The organism is Citrobacter telavivensis (genome assembly GCA_009363175.1).
In the GTDB taxonomy this organism is placed as follows: Bacteria; Pseudomonadota; Gammaproteobacteria; order Enterobacterales; family Enterobacteriaceae; genus Citrobacter_A; species Citrobacter_A telavivensis.
In genome coordinates this window covers 3,350,754-3,372,298 of record CP045205.1, presented here as the reverse complement: position 1 = coordinate 3,372,298, position 21,545 = coordinate 3,350,754, and the positions used below count along the sequence as shown (strand labels likewise).

Sequence of the window (21,545 nt, the reverse complement as noted above, 5' to 3'; positions counted from 1 at the left end):
TGGGGCAGCTCTATTGTGGTTAACCACATACCCGGCGGGTTGTTGATCTAAAACAACATAATCAACAGGGATAATGGTGTGAGAAGTCAAACGGTGAAGGGTCTGGCGCTGCTGGCGTCGGCCTTAATGTTCAGTGGTGCAACGCTGGCGGACTCATGGAATATCGGGATACTGGCGATGCGCGGAGAGGTCTCTACCCGCAACCACTGGCAGCCGCTGGAGACACTGCTTAACCAACAGCTTCCCGGAGAACAGTTCCACATCCTGCCGCTGGATCTGCACCAGATGCAGGCGGCGGTGAACAAGGGAAGCGTACAATTTGTGGTGACCAACCCGGCGCAGTTTGTGCAGTTGAACAGTCGTTCGCCGCTGCGCTGGCTGGCGTCTTTACGCTCCGCACGTGGAACAGGCAACGTCATTGGCAGTGCAATCCTTACCCGGCGCGACAGCGGTATTACCGGCGCGCACGACCTGATCGGTAAAACGGTGGGGGCCATCGATCCCCAGGCGTTCGGCGGCTACCTGCTGGGATATAAAGCGCTGAGCGACGCCGGTCTGCGCCCCGAACGCGATCTCAATCTGCGTTTTACCGGATTTCCGGCCGATGCGCTTCTTTATTTACTCCGTGAAAAAGCGGTACAGGCCGTGATTGTCCCGGTCTGCCTGCTGGAAAAAATGGACGAAGAGGGACTGGTTGATAAAGCCGATTTTGTCGCGGTGATCAACCGTCCCGGAGACATCGCCTGTTTAGCCAGTACGCCGCTTTATCCTGACTGGTCATTCGCCGCGTTGCCTGCGGTGAGCGATGCGCTGGCCGATCGCGTTACCCGCGCGCTGTTGGCAACGCCTGACACCGCGGCGTTTCACTGGGGAGCGCCGGCGTCGACCAGTCAGGTGGAGGCGCTACTGCGCGACGTGCAGCAGCATCCGCAGCAGCGACGTTTGTGGCTGGATGTGAAAAGCTGGCTGATACAGCATCAGTGGCTGATGGGCGGGACCGCGCTTACCCTGTTGCTGCTTACCCTGAACTACATCTGGGTCATGCTGCTGGTGCGCCGTCGTGGTAAACAGCTTGAACGCAACGGCGTCCAGTTGCGCCAGCAGGAACTGGCGCTGGAAACGGCCAGGCAAATAAGTGTCCTCGGAGAAATGACCTCCGGGTTTGCGCACGAACTGAATCAACCGCTTTCGGCAATCCGCCATTACGCACAGGGCTGCCTGATTCGCCTGCAGTCGCAGGATCCGGCGCATGCGTTATTGCCAGCGCTGGAGCATATCGATCAACAGGCGCAGCGCGGGGCAGATACTCTGCGTAATCTGCGGCGCTGGGTGAGTCAGGCCCAGGGAAGCCCGACCCGCACGGAAGAATGGGAGGACATCAGCATTCATGAGGCGGTTCATCATGTCTGGCAGTTGTTGCGTATGGCGCAGCAGTTTCCGAGGTTAACCTTACACAGCAGTATCGATCGCGCACTGACGATTTCGTTACCGCCGGTATTGCTGGAGCAGGTATTGGCCAATCTGATCCTCAATGCGGCGCAGGCGGGGGCCACCGCGCTGTGGATTAATGCTTCATATTTGCCACATGGCGTGCGCGTGACGTTGCAGGATAATGGCGGCGGCATTGACGATGTTTTACTGCATCAGGTCTTTCAGCCCTTTATGACCAGCCGGAAAGAGGGCATGGGACTGGGGTTGGTTATCTGCCAACGGCTGGTGCGTTACGGTCAGGGGGAGATCGGTCTGTGCAATCAGACCGCGCCTGACGGACTGCCCGGCGTGGCGGTGAGACTGGATTTTACACAACGGGAGGAAAAGGGCGGCAATGGCAATGATTCATTTACTGGATGATGATGTGGCGGTCACCGATGCCTGCGCCTTTCTACTGGAGAGCCTGGGCTACCCGGTCACGTGCTGGGAAGAAGGGGCTGTTTTTCTTGAACAGGCTGATTTGTACCAGACGGGCGTGCTGCTTCTGGACATGCGGATGCCGATAATGGACGGCAAGAACGTCCATGAGTCCTTGCGTCAGCGCGAAAGTACGCTGGCCGTGGTGTTTTTGACCGGGCATGGCGATGTACCGATGGCCGTTGAACAGATGAAACACGGTGCGGTGGATTTCTTGCAAAAGCCGGTCAGTGTAAAACCGCTGCAAACGGCGCTGGAGCATGCGCTGGTGGTTTCAGCGCAGGCGGTTGCCCGACAACAGATCGCCACCTGCTACCGGGCGCTTACGGCTAAAGAACGTGAGTTGGCCGGGTTAGTCGTTAAGGGACTGATGAATCGCGAGATAGCGCAGGTGATGAACATCGCGGTACGCACGGTGGAGGTACATCGCGCCAGGGTGATGGAAAAAATGCAGGCCGCCAATCTGGCGGAACTGGTCAACAAATGGCAGCGGTTAAAAGAAACGCAAGGCGTTGAATAGTACCGTGGGTTATTTCTTTGATTTTCTTTGTTTTTTGTCATCCCATTCAGAGTGATATATGCTGTTTATCTGGACCTGCAATGAGAGACAATAATGGGAAACCTGACAAAAGATGATGAACTGTACCGTGAGATGTGCAGAGTGGTTGGCAAAGTGGTGCTGGAAATGCGCGATCTGGGACAAGAGCCCAAACATATCGTGATAGCCGGGGTATTACGAACCGCGCTGGCAAACCAGCGTATTCAGCGTAGCGACCTCGAAAAGCAGGCGATGGTCACGGCGATCAACGCGCTGGCCGGCTAACCACAACGAGGGATGAACTCATCCCTTATTTCCCGTCACGAGAAATGTCCGACAGAACGTTTATTCTGGTGAAAGATAAAATTCATGGAAAATTCGTTATATTATTAAATATATTACGCGTGTCTTTTAATTTATATATGGGAACAGTTTCACATTTATTTGTAATCTGACGGAACAGTGTTTCACCGGTCTTTATGATAATAAATATCACTACGCTTTTAATATTTCTCTTCCCCTTTATTAATTGATGACGATCAAAGTCATGCCCACCAATAACTCCCATTATTTAATTCGCCTAACCCTAAAGGATTACTTTATTTGCGTTAAATTGCGTTATTTATGCAATCCGGTTACGGCAAAACTTCAGCTGTGGGAGGCAACATCAGAGGCGCTGTTTCAGCATAATTAGCATCGGCCTGGGACGTGTTGTCAGCACTGCGTTTGCGAAGAGGATGCAAAATAAATGAACCAGGTTGATCGTCCATTATTAGATACTGGCTTGACGCGGCTGGAATTCCTGCGCATATCGGGAAAAGGCCTGGCTGGGTTAACCATCGCGCCCGCGTTACTGTCGCTTTTTGGCTGTAAGCAAGAAGATATCGATAGCGGCACCGTGGGGTTGATTTCGACACCCAAAGGGGTGTTAGTGACCCAACGCGCTCGCTGCACCGGTTGTCATCGCTGTGAAATTTCCTGTACCAATTACAATGATGGCGCTGTCGGCACCTTCTTTTCGCGCATTAAAATTCACCGTCATTTCTTCTTTGGCGACAAGGGTATAGGTTCAGGCGGCGGTTTGTATGGCGATCTGAATTATACCCCGGACACCTGTCGTCAGTGTAAAGATCCGCAGTGCATGAAGGTCTGTTCGATTGGGGCGATTACCTGGAATCAGGAAGACGGTTGCATTGCTGTCGATCACCGACGCTGTATTGGTTGCAGCGCCTGTACCACCGCGTGTCCCTGGATGATGGCCACCGTCAATACTGAAACGAAGAAATCGGCAAAATGCGTTTTATGCGGTGAGTGCGCCAGTGCCTGCCCGACCGGGGCATTAAAAATCATCGAGTGGAAAGATATTACTGTTTGAGTCTTGCAAAGGAAAACATTATGGCTAACGGTTGGACAGGTAATATTTTACGGGTCAATCTTACAACAGGCGATATTACCCTTGAAGATTCCAGTAAATTTAAAAAATTTGTCGGTGGTATGGGGTTCGGCTACAAAATTATGTACGACGAAGTTCCTGCCGGCACGAAACCCTTTGATGAAGGCAATAAATTAGTTTTTGCGACGGGACCGCTTACTGGATCCGGTGCCCCCTGTAGCTCTCGCGTTAATATCACGTCGCTCTCCACATTCACAAAAGGCAATCTGGTTGTCGATGCACATATGGGCGGCTTTTTCGCGGCGCAAATGAAATTCGCGGGTTATGACGCCATCATTATTGAAGGCAAGGCGGCATCCCCCGTCTGGCTGAATATTAAAGACGACAAGGTCACTCTCGAAAAAGCCGATTTCCTGTGGGGAAAAGGCACCCGTGCGACCACGGAAGAAATTTGCCGGATGACCTCGCCGGAAACCTGCGTGGCGGCGATTGGTCAGGCGGGTGAAAACCTCGTGCCGCTCTCCTGTATGCTCAACAGCCGCAACCACAGCGGCGGCGCAGGGACAGGCGCTGTGATGGGCGCAAAGAAACTGAAAGCGATTGCCGTGGAAGGAACAAAAGGCGTCAATATTGCCGACCGCAAAGAGATGAAGCGGTTGAATGATTACATGATGACGGAGCTGATTGGGGCGAATAACAACCATGTGGTGCCCAGTACTCCGCAGGCGTGGGCGGAATATTCCTCTCCCGCGTCGCGCTGGACGGCGCGCAAAGGACTGTTCTGGGGCGCGGCAGAAGGTGGGCCGATAGAGACCGGCGAGATCCCGCCGGGTAATCAGAACACCGTTGGTTTCCGGACCTACAAGTCGGTCTTTGACTTAGGGCCGGCGGCGGAAAAATACACGGTTAAAATGAGCGGCTGCCATTCCTGCCCGATTCGCTGCATGACGCAGATGAACATTCCTCGCGTGAAGGATTTTGGCGTGCCGAGCACCGGCGGGAATACCTGCGTGGCGAACTTTGTCCATACCACCATTTTTCCAAACGGCCCGAAAGACTTTGAAGACAAAGACGATGGCCGCGTCATCGGTAACCTGGTGGGGCTGAATCTGTTTGACGACTACGGCATCTGGTGTAACTACGGGCAGTTGCACCGTGACTTTACGTATTGCTACAGCAAAGGGGTGTTCAAGCGCGTCCTGCCGGCAGAAGAGTATGCCCAGATCCGCTGGGATCAACTGGAAGCGGGCGATCCTAATTTCATCAAGGATTTCTACTATCGTCTGGCGCATCGCGTCGGTGAACTTAGCCATCTGGCGGATGGCTCTTACGCCATTGCCGAACGCTGGCAACTGGGTGATGAATACTGGGCGTATGAAAAAAACAAACTGTGGTCGCCGTTTGGATTTCCGGTTCACCACGCCAACGAAGCCTCGGCGCAGGTTGGGGCCATCACCAACTGTATGTTCAACCGCGACTGTATGACCCACACCCACATCAATTTCATCGGCTCGGGTTTGCCTCTGAAACTCCAGCGGGAAGTGGCGGCTGAACTGTTTGGCTCGCCAGACGCCTACGATGAAACCAAAAATTACACGCCGATCAATGCAGCAAAAATCAAATATGCCAAATGGACGCTGCTCAAAGTGTGCCTGCATAACGCCGTCACGCTGTGTAACTGGGTCTGGCCGATGACCGTGTCGCCGCTGAAAAGCCGCAACTATCGCGGGGATCTGGATCTGGAAGCGAAGTTCTTCCAGGCCGCGACCGGTGATGAAACCACCCAGGCCAGCCTCGATTTAGCCGCAGAACGCATCTTTACTCTGCATCGCGCCTACACGGTGAAGCTGATGCAGACCAATGATATGCGTAATGCGCACGACCAGATCTGCTCGTGGGTGTTTGATAAGGATCCGAAGATTCCGGTCTTTAGCGAAGGCACCGACAAGATGGACCGCGACGACATGCGTGAATCCCTGACGCTGTTCTATAAAGAGATGGGCTGGCACCCGGAGTTGGGCTGCCCGACGCGTGAGACGTTGCATCGACTCGGCCTGGAAGACATCGCCGACGACCTGGCCGCGCAGAATCTGTTGCCGGCGTAAGGAACATTACATGAGCCATCCAGAGGATGTGAGTCAACCTGTTGCGCCGGATGTGGATCTTGAAAAGCGACAGTGGCTGCAGGGGCGACGTGAGCAGGTCGCCGACGCTGATGAACCGGCGGAGCCAGAAAGTCCCGCGGAGATCGTAGCGGATTTTATCCGTCAGTCTTCGGCGAACGGCCAGCTTGTCGCGCGCGAACTGTTCTTGCAGCCGCCGTACTCGGTGAAAGAGGTGGAGCTCGTACCGCTACTGGAAACGCTCAGAGAGGGGCTTGCCGGGGATGATATCGCCTGGGTGCAGGGCTCTCAGGATGACTATTACTACTCAACCCAGACCATGACCGCCAACTATGCTGACATGTGCGTTCAGGTGGTGGAAAAGGATATCTGTCGGGCAATCGCACAGGCGGTGCGCTTTGACTGCCAGACCTATCCGCGTCCGTACAAGATAGCCATGCTGGAACAATCGCCTTATGGTTTCGAACCACAGCAGATACAAGCCGCGCTGGCCGCGATTGAAACGCATCCCGACTATGCCGATATCCGCACGGTCGCGTCATCAAACGACGTGCCGTACTTATTCAGCGAACGCTTTATGAGTTACGGCAAAGCGTACGGTTTATGCGAATGGCTGGAAGTTGAGCAGTTTCAGAATCCCTGACTTTATGGACAGCGTGGACGAGCGCGACCACAGCATTAGAGGATAACAAGATGTCCTTCACTCGACGAAAATTTGTGCTTGGCATGGGAACCGTCATTTTCTTCAGCGGACCCGGCCAGACGCTGCTGGCGAAGACAACGGCTGGCAGTCCCGTTCGTTACGTCATGATTCATGATGAATCACGATGCAACGGCTGTAACCTGTGTACCCGCGCCTGTCGCAAAACGAATCATGTTCCTGCGCAGGGAAGTCGCTTGTCTATCGCGCATATTCCCGTTTCAGATAATGACAACGAGACGCTGTATCACTACTTCCGTCAGTCCTGTCAGCACTGCGACGATGCGCCCTGCATTGAGGTTTGCCCGACCGGCGCGTCGTGGCGCGATGAGGACGGGATTGTTCGTGTCGACAGTTCGCGCTGTATTGGCTGCAGTTACTGCATTGGCGCGTGTCCTTATCAGGTGCGCTACCTGAATCCGCAAACCAAAGTGGCGGACAAATGTGATTTTTGCGCCCAGTCACGGCTGGCCAAAGGTTTTCCGCCTATCTGTGTCACGTCCTGCCCGGAGCATGCGCTGCTGTTTGGTCGCGAGGACAGCCCGGACATTCAGCGCTGGCTACAGGAAAATAATTACTACCAGTATCAACTTCCGGGCGCGGGTAAGCCCCATCTGTATCGTCGGTTCGGTCAACATTTGATTAAAAAGGATAATGTATGAACGCGTCGCAGAATGCTGAACAGTTTCAGGCCCAACTGGCAAACTATGTGCCGGTGTTTTCCCCTGAGTATTGGCCCGTCTGGCTGGTGATGGCCGGACTTCTGCTGGTGGCGATGTGGCTGGTGCTGGGGTTGCACGCCTGGCTTCGTTTTCGCGCGGCCAACAAGGCTGCTGCCGGGCATGGCGAGAAGGTTTATCTGTACTCACGGGCGGTTCGGCTGTGGCACTGGTCGAATGCACTGTTGTTTATACTCCTGCTCGGTAGCGGACTCATCAATCACTTTTCGTTGGTCAGCCCAGCGGTGATCAAAAGTTTGCTGACGGTTCATGAAGTCTGCGGATTTCTGCTGCTGACGTGCTGGGTTGGTTTCGTTCTGATCAATGCGTTGGGGGGGAACGGCCACCATTACCTTATTCGTCCCCAGGGCTGGATGGCGCGGGCGATGAAACAGACCCGTTTCTACCTCTACGGCATTATGCAGGGTGAAGCGCATCCGTTCCCGGCCACGCCGCGCTCGAAGTTTAATCCGTTACAGCAGGCGGCCTATGTCGGCGTAATGTACGGATTGTTGCCGCTGTTGCTGCTGAGTGGGTTATTGGCGCTCTATCCGCAGGTCGTGGGGGATGTGTTCCCCGGCGTGCGCTACTGGTTGTTACAGGCGCACTTCGCACTGGCTGTCATCAGCCTGTTCTTTATTTTTGGTCACCTCTACCTGTGCACCACGGGCCGTACGCCCGGCGAGACGTTCCGCTGCATGGTTGATGGCTATCACCGGCATTAACCGATGTTGATCACGCGAGAGGATTTGCGCAGCTGGCGGGTTGGTGCGGTGATGTACCGCTGGTTTCTGCGCCGTTTTCCCAAGGGCGGTAACTACGCTGATGTGCACCGGGCGTTGAGTCGCGAAGGGTATCTCGACTGGGCGAACAGTCTGGTGGAATACGCCTGGTCGCGCTGGCTGGATGAAGAGAATTTTGCCCGCCAGGATATCTCCGCCATGTCGCGGCTGGCAAAACCTGATGCCTCAGTGGGCGACTGGCAGGTGGCAAACGCCGCTGATAACGCGAATCTGGGCTGTGCTGGCGATAATATGAAGATCGCCAGCGCAGGCTATGCGTCACAAATTGCCAGTGCAGGCTACTGTGTGCGCATTGGCAGCGTTGGCTATAACAGTCATATCAGCAGTTCAGGAGATCGCGCGAGGCTTGCCGCCGCAGGAAACTCGACGCGCATTAGCAGTGCCGGTAACGGAACGCGGATCGCCAGCAGCGGTATGCGCGTGCGGGTGAGCACCCTGGGTGAGCGAAGCCATGTCGCCAGTAACGGCGACCTGAGCCAGATTGTGAGCTTTGGCGCAGACGCTAAAATCGCCAACAGCGGTGACAACGTACATATCATCTGCAACGGCGACAACGCGATCGTTGCCAGTACGGGGGTTGTTGACTCCGTAGTGCTGGGGCCGGGTGGCTGTGCGGCGCTGGCCTATCACGACGGTGAACGCATGCGCTTTGCCGTTGCGGTTGAAGGTGAAGAGGGGATCCGCGCCGGCGTGAAGTACCGACTCGACGACGCGCACCAGTTTGTAGAATGCTGACGGGTTAGCGCAGAACAAATCGTCGCCGGGTCGCTTTCTCCAGGCCGTAGCAAAGCAGATAGTAAACCAGCCCCGTAAAGATGAAGATAGCCGCCGGATAAATCTGTTCCCGGCTGTTAACCTGTCCCGCCACCGTTGTCAGCTCCGGCACGTTGACAATAAATGCCAGCGATGTGTCCTTCAGCAGACCAATGCAAATCCCGGTCAGGGAGGGCAGGACATGACGTAACACCTGCGGTAGCAGAACCCCTCTTAGTGCCTGAACAGGACTGAAACCCTGGGATACGGCAGCATCATACTGTCCGTCAGGCAGCGCGTTGAGTCCGGCGTACACCGAATGCATAACTGACGCGGCGGTAAACCAGGCCAGCGCCAGCGTCACGGTTGTCGCACCGGGCAGATCGCTGCCGGTAAGCATGGGCAACAGATACCACATCCAGAAAATGACGAAGATCAGCGGGATCCCGCGAATCAGTTCTGCCCAGACGAACAATCCTTTACGGATGATGCCCGGAAAACGCCAGGCGATAGCGGCAAGGGCAATACCGCCAGGCAAGGCCAGTACCGCCGCACCCAGCGCCATCATCAGGGTCAACAGCACGCCGCCGGGTTGACCATCGGCCAGTCGTCCCCACAGGAGATAATCCAGGTTGTCGGTTATCACTGCAATATTAGCGATCATGCTGTGGACTCCTGAAACGTAACCGGCGGGTTTGTGTCTTTTTCTCCTGCCGCGGGGCGGGGCCCAGACGGGTCAGCAGCAGGCCGAGAGCCACACCGGTGAACAGATAAAGCCCCGTACCTACGGCAAAGGCTTCCAGCGCATGGGCGTTATAGCTTTCAATCTGGCGAACCTGGTAGGTGAGTTCCGCAAAGCCAATGCCGCTGGCTAATGACGACAGTTTCATCAGGTTGAGATATTGCCCTATCACCGGTTGCCAGGCATTGGTTAGCCCCTGCGGTAACAGGATATAGCGGAAGGTCAACCACGAGGAGAACCCCTGCGAGACAGCGGCTTCGCGCTGTCCGGCTGAGACAGCCTGTAACCCGGAGGCGATCTCCTCGACCAGGAACGCCGAGGTAAACACGCCGAGTCCCCATGCAGAGCAGAGAAACTCAGGCGTCAACCACCAGACGTTGCCGGGCAGGATTGACCCGCTATGTTCTGCGTTTACAAAATCAACAAACCCGCGAGGAAGCAGGTTCCAGCCAGCGAAGTACCAGAACAGCAGTTGTACCAGCAGCGGGGTGTTTCGAAACAGCGATACCCAGCCGGCTACTACGCGGCGACCAGCAATATGGCCGGAAAGACGAAGGGCCAACAGAATAATCGCCAGCAGCGTGGCGAGAAGAATTCCTGCGGCGCTGACCCACAGCGTGGTGAGAAATCCGGAGAGGATCCATTGCAGGGGAAGGCCGGTGAGCACTCCCTGCCAGTCCATTGACGGCATTATCGCGATGACTCCTGATGCAGCGGATCCAGCACCTTTTGCAGAAAGCGCTGAGTCCGCGGGTGCTGTGGTCGGGTAAAAAAGTCGTCCGGTGGCGCGACTTCGAGAATATCGCCGCCGTCGATAAACACGACCCGGTCAGCAATTTCGCGAGCAAAATGCATCTCGTGAGTGACCACAATCATCGTAATACCGCTGTGCGCCAGGCGTTTCATCACAAGCAAAACCTCACCGATCATTTCCGGATCGAGCGCGGAGGTGGGTTCATCAAACAGGATGATTTGCGGTGAGGAGGCCAGCGCGCGGGCGATCGCCACCCGCTGCTGTTGACCGCCGGAAAGCTGTGCCGGATAAGCATCGGCTTTCTCTTCCAGCCCGACCTGCTCCAGCAAGGCAAAGGCGCGCTGTGTGGCGTCGGCTTTATTCCAGCCGTGGACGTACTCCAGTGCGAGGGTGATATTCTGCTGTGCCGTCAGGTGTGCATACAGATTGAACTGCTGGAAAACAAAGCCTATACGGCTGCGCAAGTGGCGCAGCGAGGCCCCCTTGAGCCGACCGACAGGCTTGTCATCAATAAGGATGTCGCCACCACTTAGTGATTCCAGTTGGTTGATCAGGCGAATCAGGGTTGATTTTCCCGATCCCGAAGGGCCAAGAATGGTCACGACTTCGCCAGGTTCAACGGTGAGATTAATACCGTTGAGTACCCGGTGATCGCCGTACGCTTTCACCACATCGCGTAATTCAACCCGCGCCTGGTGTAACTGGCTGAAATCCGCAGCCTGGGCTGCGGAAGGGGTGAATAAACCCGCCAGCATCTTATCTGGCCTCAATTTTAAAGGCGCGCGGCTGCGGATTTTTCGTTTCCGGGCCAAACCAGACGTCATAAATTTTGCTTGCCTGTCCGCTGGATTCGAGCCTCAGCAATTCATCGTTAACCGCCTTCAGCAATGCCGTTTCGCCTTTCTTCACGCCCACGCCGATCTCCTCTTTGCTGAGTAAATCGGGCAGGATTTTAAACTGTGCTTTGTCCGGTGCGCCGCCAAGCAAGCCTGCCAGGATAGTGGAGTCCTGCGTGATGGCCTGCACGTTGCCGTTACGCAGTGCGGTTAACGCCAGCGGAATATCGTCGTAAGCCAGAACGCGGGATTGCGGGAACCGTTGATGCAACGCCTGCTCACCGGTGGTTCCCTTCACCGCACCGATGCGCGCACGGCTGTATTCATCAAGCTTATCGGGTGACGAGACCGGTACCAGGAACTGTTGTCCGGTGACAAAGTAGGGGACAGAAAAGTCGATTACGTGGGCGCGCTCGGGGGTGATCGTAATATCGGCGACGATCAGGTCAGCTTTGCCCGATTGCAGCAGCGGGATACGGTTGGCGGGGTTAGTGGCGACCAGTTCCAGTTTCACACCCAGTGACTTCGCCAGCGCCTGAGCAAAATCGACATCGTACCCGACAATCTGATGCGTTTTCGGGTCAACGGAGCCAAACGGCGGGTTGGCGTCAAACGTCGCGACTTTGACCACGCCCGCGGCTTTGATGTCGGCGAGTTGGTCGGCCTGCGCCTGGGCGCTGATGAAGCTTGTGGCGAGCATGACGCCGAGCGCGAGGATCGTTTTTTTTGAGCGGTGTATTTTCGTTGCCATCATTTTCTTTGATATCCCTGGAGTTATTGGTTTGTCCTTTTACGCTCCCACAACCCAAACCTAGGACAAAAGAAGAAAAAGGACTTATTTATATGCAAAAAGTTATTAGTGAACAGCATGTTAACGAAGCGTTGCTAACGAACAAAAACAGATAACGGTGAGCAAAATTCGTATTTCATTTTTCACGCCGTTTGCGCTGCAATGAAAAGTATCTGACAAGCAAAGGAGCGGGAGATGGAGAAGATAAAAATGCGGATAGCGCGTCTTTGGGCGCACGGTGTTATCACGCCTGACCCGACCCGACAACCTGGTGCGGAGGTCAATCTGCAGCGCGTTGTGGAGTCTATTCTTCCTGTCGCCAGCCTGTACGGCGTGGACATTGCTAACATTGACCCGGAGTGGTTTCGTGATCAAACAACACGCTGAACATCGTCGGATGCGCGAGGTGTACTGGAATGAAATCTGCAATTACCGTGGAAATGCTGAGGGGAGTAAACCGCTTACAGGCCTGCCGCGCGGAAATGCGCGGCAGGTTGAACTAAATTAGATTTTGCACGCGTCGCCGCAGTCATCATCGGCAATCACCGATTCTGCTTTTTTGTCCGCATCTTCCAGACGTTCTGCGTTACGCTCTTGTGCTTCTTCCAGCCCGTTAAAGACCAGATTATCGAGATCAATTTCCATCGTTCACCCTTCTTATCTCATTTTTGACATCACACGAGTATAGGGCAAATTTGACGCCGGATGCATCCACAATGTGTGCTGCATTACCGATCGTAAAGGGATAAACGCCTGCGCAGGCGGGATGCCGGTTTCGACACTGCCCTGGCCATCGCGTCGCCAATTTCCTGACAGGCGACTAACCCCTGGATAAAGGGCCGATCATGCATCAAATAGGGCAATGCGCCGAAGGCAATTCTCCCGCGAACATGCTCCGGTGCCTGAAGCGTATAGTCTTCGCCAACCTCTGGAATCGTCTCACCACACGACAGTAATTGCCTGCGTAATCGCGGGAACGGTAAATCCGCTGTCTTCAGGGGCCTTTGGCCTCGCGCATCGATGAATACGTCAAACGTCAGGCGATCGTTGTGTGTCGTAATCTCGGTACGATCCGCCTTTATCTCCTTCCCGTAGTCCTGTCCCAGCGTGAGAATGCGCAGAATACCGGCTGCGTGCAACGCCAGCATACGGCGAATGGACTCTGACGGGATCGCTGCATAATTATCAATAAACACGCGGGCGAGCCCCGCGCTGAACCGTTTGCTATCTTTTTCATCCAGATGGGCAACGATTTCCTGAACCCGCTCATGTAAACGCAGCAGGGTGTAGCGCCAGGCAACGGTGCGCTTGTCACGCTTGTTCGCCTCGACCTCTTTCAAATTTGCTGCCGCCCATTCGAACGGATCGCTGTGCATTCTGTCGGCAAACAACGCCACGGGGAAGCTATCGGCATCCAACGAGGAGAGCGAGATTTGCTCAGCCCATTTCGGATCGGCTAACGCGAGTTCCTGCTGCATGAGTCTAAAAACGCGATCGAGGAGTCCGACTGAACCGGCATCGATTTCGCGCGTGATGGCCTCCCCGGTAACGTACTCTACGGGTTCATAGGGAATGGGGCAGTAGAAGTCGGCTTCCGGCAAAATGCCGGAACGGGACATCAGCGTGATCTCCAGCGCTTCACTGTGTTTATTCAGCGAGAAATGGACCTGATTTTCATCCGTTTCGTGAAACGTTCCGTGTTGTACCGCCACTGCCATTGCGGCATCCAGGGCGCTCAGCGAGGTCCCCAGAATACCCACTCTGGCGGCGGGCACATCGGCCTCCATCAAGCCGGACCAGGGGCTGGGATAAAATGCGCGCGTTGATTCGTCATCGTCCGGCCAGACGTGTCCAGTGGCGATCACCGCGAGGTCGACTTGCAGCGGCACCGCGTGCCGTTCTGTCCAGAGTTGTACACCAGTGGGATCGGCTGCCACATCCGTGACTTCACAGGACTCATACAATGTGACCTTAAAACCACGATCTTCTGCGTGGCGAACGGCGAGCAAAAACTGCGCGCGGAAATAGTCGCCCAGTAAAATACGTGGCAGAAACTGACGCTGGTGCAGTGCTTCCTTGTTAACGCCATAGTGCGCAAGATAGTGCGCGTCCTGGGTCTGCAGCCACTCAAGCCAGGTGTCAAAAAGCGGGGGGACCTCGATACTGGCAATATTTGCCAACATCATTGGGGTATTTTCAGAATGGCCATAAGGCATTCCAATTCCTGCCTCACTCCCGCGTTCAAAGACGGCGATCTCCAGCGGCTGCTCCTCTTTGAGTAATGAGAAAAAGGTATAAACCCCTGTCGGACCCGCCCCGATAATCGCGATTTTTTTCATATTCCTGTCCGTCCCATTATTCTTATTTCGCCACTGACACGCCTGATACATCAGGTAAGTGTAGATGAGTAAGGTTCGGCTGTTCCGGTCTGGAAGAGCATTGCGTCCCTGACTGGCAGCATCCTCTGCCATACTTACCGTGGTTTTAGGCCTGGTCAGGAGTGAAGATGATAACGCTGTGCAAAGCCTGTGGTACTTCGTATGACGACAGTCAGCGCCCCGTCGAGCGCTGCAAAATTTGTCAGGATGCGCGGCAATATGTGCCGGTCACCGGGCAGGCGTGGATCGATTCTGACGAACTGACGCGTCGCCATACCAACAAGTGGCAGCAACATACGCCGCAGTTGTTAAGCCTGATAACCGTTCCTTCTTTTGCGATAAACCAGCGGGCGTTTCTGCTCAGAACGCCGGTGGGAAATGTCCTCTGGGATTGTATTGCGAATCTGGATCCGGCAACCCGAACGCTCATCCATGCATTGGGCGGATTAAGCGCCATCGCGATCTCTCATCCTCACTACTACACCACGATGCAGGACTGGGCGGAGGCGTTTGACGCTCCCGTCTGGCTCCATGCCGCTGACAGTGCCTGGATCATGCGAGACAGTCCCTGGATTCGCCAGTGGGAAGGAGAGGAACACAGTTTGCTTCCCGGCATCACGTTGTTGCGTCTGGGCGGCCATTTTGCCGGTGGAACCGTTCTGTACCAGGACGAGGGGGAAGGGACTCTCCTCAGCGGAGATATCTTGCAGGTGACTCCGGGGGCCGACGCGGTATCATTTATGTGGAGTTATCCCAACATGCTACCCTTATCGTCTGATACAGTGGCAGGCATTATGCGTCGACTGAAAGGCGTGAAATTCGCCAGTTTGTACGGCGCGTTTGAAGGGCTGAATATTGTTGGTGATGCCCACGAGATCGTGCAACGTTCGGGAGCAAAATATCTCTCCTGCCTGATGTCTCGTTAAGTCACATGAGGGGGAGAGCCCCTCATCAATATCCGTTAGTCGATTTTTGCCTTATTGATTTTGCTTAGCGGGATATTCACATCAAAAATTTTGGCAATCACTTCCTCAACGCCGAGATTTTTTAAGCGCGCGGTATGTTTGTCCAGATAGGCCAGCGCGGTCTCTTCATTTTCGAAAAGATAAATCCCTCCTGCTTCCTGATTTTGCTCGCTTTCTGTCCACACTTTCCACAAAAAACCCGGTTCCTGATTAATTGACTCCGCCAGACCACGCAGTTGGTCTGCCATTTCTTGTCCAAACGGTCCATGAAACGCGAAGTGAAGCTGTAATAATTTAGGCATAATCCTTCTCCCTCTCAATACTCAACGATAACGCACGATAAAAATATCCCGGGCGCTTCCCTCTGACATTGTGTACGGGATTGTACCAGATTCGGGGGGAGCAATAATGTCGGCACATTCTCTCTGGAGTCACGTTTTTGAAATTCAGTGCGTTCAGCAAAAGCTTTTATTCATGCTTTATGAGGCGTCGACAGGAAGTAATAGGGCAACAGAGTACGTTTTCTGGTCAGGTTATTATTTTGCGATCACCTCAACGGGTGAAAGATTCACGCTTAGATCATGGATAACGCTTAGTCCCGATACGTTTAAACCCGCTATTCTCACAAAAGCAACTGAATCACGTGATATTCCTTCATTATTCGTCACGAGGCCACGATGCGAGCACGTCTTATTTTTCCTGTCAGCGCATTTTTATTGCTAAATCCCACGACTGAATTACGGGCCGCGCCGAGTGCCATTGTCCCTGTGCAGACGGGCGTCGCCACGGCGATTGCCCGCGCCCCCTGCATCAGACCGCCGGAGCCTTCTCCTGTCGGTAAGATAGCCGTGGAAAGGGATGGTGCGATGTACGTTGCCAGCATCACCGTACCCGCAACACAGCAAGAACCCTTCCTGGTGACGCTTGATACCGGAGAGACCAGCGTTGTCCCTTGCCCAGGGGACACTCCGCTGCTGGTGCAGGTTATTCCGCAACAACAGGCCCAGATCTCATCAGCCTCTGTCCAGCAGGCCTTCGTGGTGCTGATGGCGGCCTTTGTGCTGGCGCTGCTGATGGAAAGCGCCTTTGCGCTACTGTTTAACTGGCGTCTTTTTCAGGCGCTTGTGGTGGGACGCGCCTGGCGTACCCCCATCATGCTGGTGGGCTCCTGGCTCGTCGTCAGCTCATTTAAGCTCGATCTGATGGCTGAACTATTTTCCGCCTACCGTGGATTCACGGTGTCCGGGGACATGTTCACCGAGATACTCACCGCGATGATCGTCAGCGGCGGCAGCGTAGGGGTAAACAAAATCCTGACAGGGCTTGGTTTTCGCTCCGCGATCCCCCGCCAGGATCCGAATACCGACCGCGATTCACTGGCGCAAAACGAAGCCTGGGTTTCTCTGGATATTTCGGCGGTTTTGCCGGGACGACGTCTGAGTGTTGAAATGATGGAAGATACCGCTCCTGCGGGGACCGCACCGACCCTGGCGATATTTACGCCACCGCGAGAGGGGCGGTTGAAGGCGATAATGCTTCCGTCGCGCGGCCGTCTTCCCGCCAGCGGCGGTATGCGAGTTACTGCACTGGACAAACTGTACTACTTCGCCATTCGCGATCTCAACAGTAACCAGCTTTATGACGTGAACGGTATTAAGATTTCCGATATCAGGCGCTCGGCACCTTACTGTTTTGCCGCAAGGGCGATTGTGGATTTCTCAGTCGTTAAATTGCAGCCGTAATATCGGCGCGCTGAAAGGCATAATTATTTAACCATCGAGGTCACTATGTCTGAATATACCTGCTATGCCACGGATAACGGTTTTCATTTTAAGCTGTGGCGTGGAGAAAGAATGGTACTGCTGGGTTTCGATGTCGATGAACCCGAGCCTGACTTTGTTGGCTTTGCCGTAAAAGTGTGGCCGCCGAACAGTAAAAAATATACCTGCCTTAAAAATCGTATTGCCTTTGATTATACGAATGCGAAGGTGACGGGCGATCGATTGTTTGATACCAGCATCGCACCGTTGCAGCGATTTCGCTGGATCGATTTTCCCTGGCAACCGGTAGCAGGAATCTATCGCTATCAGGCAACCAAAATGCATATGGAGCCTGACGGGAGTTTACGCGAGGGTATTACCCTGGAAACCAGTATTGAGCTTTCGCCGGTCACGTACGACGATATTGTTGATATTGGTTTTACGCGCAACTTTGCGTCGTCGCAGGCATATCGCGACCAGGGTAATGACTCCAACTTATTGATAGTGTTTTATGTTCAGATAATGCCCGATGACTTTGTCATGCAGCTCCACCGATTTTGAGAACGACAGCGACTTCCGTCCCAGCCGTGCCAGGTGCTGCCTCAGATTCAGGTTATGCCGCTCAATTCGCTGCGTATATCGCTTGCTGATTACGTGCAGCTTTCCCTTCAGGCGGGATTCATACAGCGGCCAGCCATCCGTCATCCATATCACCACGTCAAAGGGTGACAGCAGGCTCATAAGACGCCCCAGCGTCGCCATCGTGCGTTCACCGAATACGTGCGCAACAACCGTCTTCCGGAGCCTGTCATACGCGTAAAACAGCCAGCGCTGGCGCGATTTAGCCCCGACGTATCCCCACTGTTCGTCCATTTCCGCGCAGACGATGACGTCACTGCCCGGCTGTATGCGCGAGGTTACCGACTGCGGCCTGAGTTTTTTAAATGGCGGAAAATCGTGTTGAGGCCAACGCCCATAATGCGGGCGGTTGCCCGGCATCCAACGCCATTCATGGCCATATCAATGATTTTCTGGTGCGTACCGGGTTGAGAAGCGGTGTAAGTGAACTGCAGTTGCCATGTTTTACGGCAGTGAGAGCAGAGATAGCGCTGATGTCCGGCAGTGCTTTTGCCGTTACGCACCACCCCGTCAGTAGCTGAACAGGAGGGACAGCTGATAGAAACAGAAGCCACTGGAGCACCTCAAAAACACCATCATACACTAAATCAGTAAGTTGGCAGCATCACCCGCGACCAGTTTAATAATAACGCTGACATTATTCCCGGTCAGGATGAGGATGGACTCAATTTTAAACTGCGCGACGATGTGAAAAATAACCGGGGCGAGACCGTTTATGACTGGCTGGGATTTGAAGCAAAAACCCTGATTGATACTTTTATTCAGGAGGTATTAGACAATCCTGAACTCCGTCTTGATTTCATGGCCTACGATCTGAATCTTCCGGACCTGGTCGAAAAGCTGGAGGCGATCGGCCCACGCTTGCGGGCGGTTATTGATGATTCTTCGAAGAAAGATAAAGAGACGGGCATCCTGGAAGGGCACGGCGCGAAGAACAGCAGCGAAAGTGTGGCGTCACAGCGACTGACTGTCGCGGGGGCGCAGGTTACACGTACCCGCTTTTTTAACCTTCAGCACCATAAGGTACTGATCCAGCGCGATAAGCAAAATCAGGCGGTTAAAGTGCTGTGCGGCTCAACCAATTTTTCTTTCCGCGGTCTCTATATCCAGGCGAATAACGTGCTGGTCTTTCATTCCTCTGGCGTTGCGGCATCGTTCGGCCAGATGTTTGATGAGGCGTTTACCGAGCCTAAAGCGTTTCGCCATTCTCCGTTATCGCAGAGTATACAGACAATAGAACATGCAAATGGGCCGACGATTAACGTCTCTTATTCTCCCCATCGCGCAACGTCGCTTTCGCTGGACCCGGTGGTGAACGCCATTAACCAGGCGAGTTCGTCTGTGTTCTATTCCATCGCTTTTCTTAATAATATGAGGGAATCACCGGTGGGCGTTGCGCTTGCAGAATTACTGAATCGTCCTGTCTTCAGCTATGGCACGGTGAATACGGCGGGAGAATTGCAGGTGGTGAAACCGGATGGCACGCTGGCCGTTGCCGATTTTGCCTACCTGGCGAAAAAAGCGCCAGAGCCATTTCGAACTGAATGGGCAGGTGGTAAGGGAATCAATATTCACCATAAATTTGTGGTGACCGATTTTAATCTGGCCAGCGCCAAAGTGTTCACCGGCTCGAGCAATCTGGCCCCCTCGGGTGAGAAGAATAATGGTGACCACCTGATCATGATTGAAGATCAAAAGATTGCGATGGCCTATGTTATTGAAGCCATCAGAGTGTTTGATCATCTCCAGTTTCGTCAGCGAATGCAGGGGGTTGGCGACGTTCAGGTGCTCAAACTGCTCAAACCCACGGCGATAACAGGGCAGCCAGCGTGGTTTACCCGTTTCTATATCGCGGACAGTCAGGCGAAAAACGACCGTTTACTGTTCAGTCATTAACGGGGTTACCGGTTAGCAGATGAGAATTTGGGGTATAACAGGAAGATAACGAAATGGTGCGTCTGAATGGACTCGAACCATCGACCCCCACCATGTCAAGGTGGTGCTCTAACCAACTGAGCTACAGACGCATATAAAGATGAGATGGTGCGTTCAATTGGACTCGAACCAACGACCCCCACCATGTCAAGGTGGTGCTCTAACCAACTGAGCTATGAACGCAATGTTGTGTGTGACAACGGGGACGAATATTAGCGGCAGAGCCGGGATGAGGCAAGAGGGAAATGGTAATTTTCTTCCGGATTTCACCCGATTGCGGAGGAAGTGCGCAAAATGTCGAGAGAATAGCCGCCAACTGGCGGCTATTGCCGTTTTATCGCGCAGCGCGCTGCAGAATGACCGTCGACGGCTGGCGTTGCAGGAAGCGCATCCGCAGCATCATCATAATCGCGGCCGAGGTCAGGCCGATGATAAAGCCCATCCAGAATCCCGCCGGACCCATACGATCCACCACCAGATCGGTCAGTGCGAGGATATAACCGCTCGGCAGTCCCAACACCCAGTACGCTGTAAAGGTGATAAAGAAAATCGAGCGCGTATCTTTATAACCACGCAGGATCCCGCTACCGATGACCTGAATGGAGTCTGAAATCTGATACACCGCCGCCAGCAGCATCAGTTGCGCCGCCAGCGTCACCACTTCAGGATTGTCGTTATAGAGCAGGGCGATATGCTCACGCAGCGTCACGGTAAAGATGGCAGTGAGGCATGCCATGCAGACGCCAACGCCTAAACCGGTACGCGCAGCGGTTTGCGCATCCAGCGTAGAGCCTTGTCCCAGACGGTAGCCCACGCGAATGGTGACCGCCGCCGCCAGCGACATCGGCAATACAAACATCAGTGAACTGAAGTTCAGGGCAATCTGGTGGCCTGCAACATCGACAATGCCCAGCGGCGAAACCAGCAGCGCCACGACGGCGAACAGCGTGACTTCAAAAAACAGCGCCAGCGCAATCGGCAGACCCAGTTGCACCAGACGTTTCATCACCACGCTATCTGGCTTACTGAAGCGCTGCTCATTACGAATATCGCGCATTGAACGTGCGTGTTTGACATACCAGAGCATCGCGCAGAACATCACCCAATAGACCGCTGCGGTAGCCACGCCACAGCCGACACCGCCGAGTTCCGGCATGCCGAAGTGACCATAGATAAAGATATAGTTCACCGGGATGTTGACCAGCAGACCGAGAAAACCCATCACCATACCGGGTTTGGTTTTTGCCAGACCTTCACACTGGTTACGCGCGACCTGAAAGAACAGATAACCCGGTGCGCCCCATAATAATGCGCGCAGGTAACCGACGGCCTTATCCGCCAGGGCCGGATCAATATTGTGCATCGCGCGGATGATGTAACCGGCGTTCCACAGCACGACCATAACCAGCACCGAGACAAAACCCGCCAGCCAGAATCCCTGGCGAACCTGATGCGCAATGCGTTCACGACGCCCGGAACCGTTGAGCTGAGCAATCACCGGGGTTAGCGCCAGCAGCAGCCCGTGACCGAACAGAATGGCGGGCAGCCAGATGGACGTCCCAATGGCGACGGCGGCCATGTCGGTGGCGCTGTAGCCACCCGCCATCACGGTATCAACGAACCCCATTGCGGTTTGGGCGATTTGCGCAAGAATCACCGGAATTGCCAGAGCCAATAACTGACGCGCTTCACTGATATACTTCTGCACGTGTACACCTATCATTTTGTTTTTATTTGAGAGACTAAAAAAGCCGCCACGAGTGGCAGCAAGAAGAAGATGCAGGGGAAATTTCAGTCTATTGTAGCGAT

At 54.3% G+C, this 21,545-nt stretch carries 22 protein-coding genes, 2 tRNA genes and 1 pseudogene; 14 read left to right on the top strand and 11 right to left on the bottom strand.

Features of this window, described 5'->3' with window-relative positions; all coding sequences use genetic code 11:
• The first annotated feature begins 78 nt into the window (after positions 1 to 78).
• The 9 genes from GBC03_18375 (at position 79) to GBC03_18335 (ending at position 8,919) form a co-directional block, all read left to right on the top strand.
• Complete coding sequence (locus GBC03_18375; GenBank protein QFS72037.1) at positions 79 to 1,851, top strand: PhnD/SsuA/transferrin family substrate-binding protein; 1,773 nt, start codon at positions 79 to 81, stop codon at positions 1,849 to 1,851.
• Complete coding sequence (locus GBC03_18370) at positions 1,826 to 2,428, top strand: response regulator (protein QFS72036.1); 603 nt, start codon at positions 1,826 to 1,828, stop codon at positions 2,426 to 2,428. The genes GBC03_18375 and GBC03_18370 overlap by 26 nt, the downstream gene beginning before the upstream one ends.
• 93 nt (positions 2,429 to 2,521) lie before the next feature.
• Positions 2,522 to 2,731 carry a fumarate hydratase FumD gene (gene fumD, locus GBC03_18365; protein QFS72035.1) on the top strand — a complete coding sequence of 70 codons (210 nt, stop codon included), beginning with the start codon at positions 2,522 to 2,524 and terminating at the stop codon, positions 2,729 to 2,731.
• A 463-nt stretch (positions 2,732 to 3,194) separates the two neighbouring features.
• Entirely contained in the window at positions 3,195 to 3,821 is a 627-nt protein-coding gene (locus tag GBC03_18360; protein QFS72034.1) for a ferredoxin-like protein, read from the top strand.
• Positions 3,822 to 3,841: 20 nt separating this feature from the next.
• The gene (locus GBC03_18355; protein QFS72033.1) at positions 3,842 to 5,944 is read left to right on the top strand and encodes an aldehyde ferredoxin oxidoreductase; all 2,103 of its coding nucleotides are present in this window, start codon (positions 3,842 to 3,844) and stop codon (positions 5,942 to 5,944) included.
• 10 nt (positions 5,945 to 5,954) lie between these two features.
• Positions 5,955 to 6,605: a YdhW family putative oxidoreductase system protein gene (locus tag GBC03_18350; GenBank protein QFS72032.1), complete on the top strand. Its 651-nt coding sequence runs from the start codon at positions 5,955 to 5,957 to the stop codon at positions 6,603 to 6,605.
• A 50-nt stretch (positions 6,606 to 6,655) separates the two neighbouring features.
• A complete protein-coding gene (locus GBC03_18345; GenBank protein ID QFS72031.1) occupies positions 6,656 to 7,324 on the top strand; it encodes a 4Fe-4S dicluster domain-containing protein in 669 nt (222 codons plus the stop codon).
• Positions 7,321 to 8,106, top strand: a complete 786-nt coding sequence (locus GBC03_18340) for a thiosulfate reductase cytochrome B subunit (protein ID QFS72030.1) — start codon at positions 7,321 to 7,323, stop codon at positions 8,104 to 8,106. Before GBC03_18345 ends, GBC03_18340 begins: the two co-directional genes overlap by 4 nt.
• A gap of 3 nt (positions 8,107 to 8,109) precedes the next feature.
• Positions 8,110 to 8,919, top strand: a complete 810-nt coding sequence (locus GBC03_18335) for a hypothetical protein (GenBank protein QFS72029.1) — start codon at positions 8,110 to 8,112, stop codon at positions 8,917 to 8,919.
• A gap of 4 nt (positions 8,920 to 8,923) precedes the next feature.
• Here GBC03_18335 and GBC03_18330 read toward each other — a convergent pair whose 3' ends face one another.
• Genes GBC03_18330 through GBC03_18315 form a run of 4 tightly spaced genes read right to left on the bottom strand, consistent with a single transcriptional unit; the run spans position 8,924 to position 12,023 of the window.
• Positions 8,924 to 9,601 carry an ABC transporter permease subunit gene (locus GBC03_18330; GenBank protein ID QFS72028.1) on the bottom strand — a complete coding sequence of 226 codons (678 nt, stop codon included), beginning with the start codon at positions 9,599 to 9,601 and terminating at the stop codon, positions 8,924 to 8,926.
• Positions 9,591 to 10,370, bottom strand: a complete 780-nt coding sequence (locus tag GBC03_18325) for an ABC transporter permease subunit (GenBank protein QFS72027.1) — start codon at positions 10,368 to 10,370, stop codon at positions 9,591 to 9,593. Before GBC03_18325 ends, GBC03_18330 begins: the two co-directional genes overlap by 11 nt.
• Positions 10,370 to 11,188, bottom strand: coding sequence for an ATP-binding cassette domain-containing protein (locus GBC03_18320; GenBank protein QFS72026.1), 819 nt, complete (start codon positions 11,186 to 11,188; stop codon positions 10,370 to 10,372). Before GBC03_18320 ends, GBC03_18325 begins: the two co-directional genes overlap by 1 nt.
• Position 11,189: 1 nt before the next feature.
• Positions 11,190 to 12,023, bottom strand: a complete 834-nt coding sequence (locus tag GBC03_18315) for a transporter substrate-binding domain-containing protein (GenBank protein ID QFS72025.1) — start codon at positions 12,021 to 12,023, stop codon at positions 11,190 to 11,192.
• Positions 12,024 to 12,254: 231 nt separating this feature from the next.
• Between GBC03_18315 and GBC03_18310 the strand changes: the two genes are divergently transcribed.
• On the top strand, positions 12,255 to 12,446 hold the full coding sequence (locus tag GBC03_18310; GenBank protein ID QFS72024.1) for a hypothetical protein: 192 nt from the start codon (positions 12,255 to 12,257) through the stop codon (positions 12,444 to 12,446).
• Between the two features lie 117 nt (positions 12,447 to 12,563).
• Here the strand turns inward: GBC03_18310 and GBC03_18305 are convergent, their stop codons facing one another.
• Positions 12,564 to 12,704 carry a hypothetical protein gene (locus GBC03_18305; GenBank protein ID QFS72023.1) on the bottom strand — a complete coding sequence of 47 codons (141 nt, stop codon included), beginning with the start codon at positions 12,702 to 12,704 and terminating at the stop codon, positions 12,564 to 12,566.
• Positions 12,705 to 12,787: 83 nt separating this feature from the next.
• Positions 12,788 to 14,398, bottom strand: a complete 1,611-nt coding sequence (locus GBC03_18300) for an FAD-NAD(P)-binding protein (GenBank protein QFS72022.1) — start codon at positions 14,396 to 14,398, stop codon at positions 12,788 to 12,790.
• Positions 14,399 to 14,565: 167 nt separating this feature from the next.
• Between GBC03_18300 and GBC03_18295 the strand changes: the two genes are divergently transcribed.
• Positions 14,566 to 15,363, top strand: coding sequence for an MBL fold metallo-hydrolase (locus GBC03_18295; protein ID QFS72021.1), 798 nt, complete (start codon positions 14,566 to 14,568; stop codon positions 15,361 to 15,363).
• 35 nt (positions 15,364 to 15,398) lie between these two features.
• Here GBC03_18295 and GBC03_18290 read toward each other — a convergent pair whose 3' ends face one another.
• On the bottom strand, positions 15,399 to 15,704 hold the full coding sequence (locus tag GBC03_18290) for a monooxygenase (protein ID QFS72020.1): 306 nt from the start codon (positions 15,702 to 15,704) through the stop codon (positions 15,399 to 15,401).
• 375 nt (positions 15,705 to 16,079) lie between these two features.
• Here GBC03_18290 and GBC03_18285 point away from each other — a divergent pair, with 375 nt between their 5' ends.
• Entirely contained in the window at positions 16,080 to 17,144 is a 1,065-nt protein-coding gene (locus GBC03_18285) for a hypothetical protein (protein QFS72019.1), read from the top strand.
• 45 nt (positions 17,145 to 17,189) lie between these two features.
• Positions 17,190 to 17,723 (top strand): hypothetical protein, encoded by a 534-nt coding sequence (locus GBC03_18280; protein QFS72018.1) that lies wholly within the window; start codon positions 17,190 to 17,192, stop codon positions 17,721 to 17,723.
• Here the strand turns inward: GBC03_18280 and GBC03_18275 are convergent.
• A pseudogene (locus GBC03_18275) lies at positions 17,658 to 18,355 on the bottom strand (IS1 family transposase). The gene GBC03_18280 and the pseudogene GBC03_18275 overlap by 66 nt on opposite strands.
• 133 nt (positions 18,356 to 18,488) lie before the next feature.
• Here GBC03_18275 and GBC03_18270 point away from each other — a divergent pair.
• Positions 18,489 to 19,697 carry a hypothetical protein gene (locus GBC03_18270; protein ID QFS72017.1) on the top strand — a complete coding sequence of 403 codons (1,209 nt, stop codon included), beginning with the start codon at positions 18,489 to 18,491 and terminating at the stop codon, positions 19,695 to 19,697.
• A 54-nt stretch (positions 19,698 to 19,751) separates the two neighbouring features.
• On the opposite strand, the gene GBC03_18265 is transcribed toward GBC03_18270, so the two are convergent.
• The 3 genes from GBC03_18265 to mdtK all read right to left on the bottom strand — a co-directional run bounded on the left by GBC03_18265 (position 19,752) and on the right by mdtK (position 21,444).
• Positions 19,752 to 19,828, bottom strand: a tRNA-Val gene (locus GBC03_18265).
• Positions 19,829 to 19,842: 14 nt separating this feature from the next.
• Positions 19,843 to 19,919: transfer RNA gene (locus GBC03_18260), tRNA-Val, on the bottom strand.
• A 151-nt stretch (positions 19,920 to 20,070) separates the two neighbouring features.
• On the bottom strand, positions 20,071 to 21,444 hold the full coding sequence (mdtK, locus tag GBC03_18255) for a multidrug efflux MATE transporter MdtK (GenBank protein QFS72016.1): 1,374 nt from the start codon (positions 21,442 to 21,444) through the stop codon (positions 20,071 to 20,073).
• Between the last annotated feature and the right edge of the window lie 101 nt (positions 21,445 to 21,545).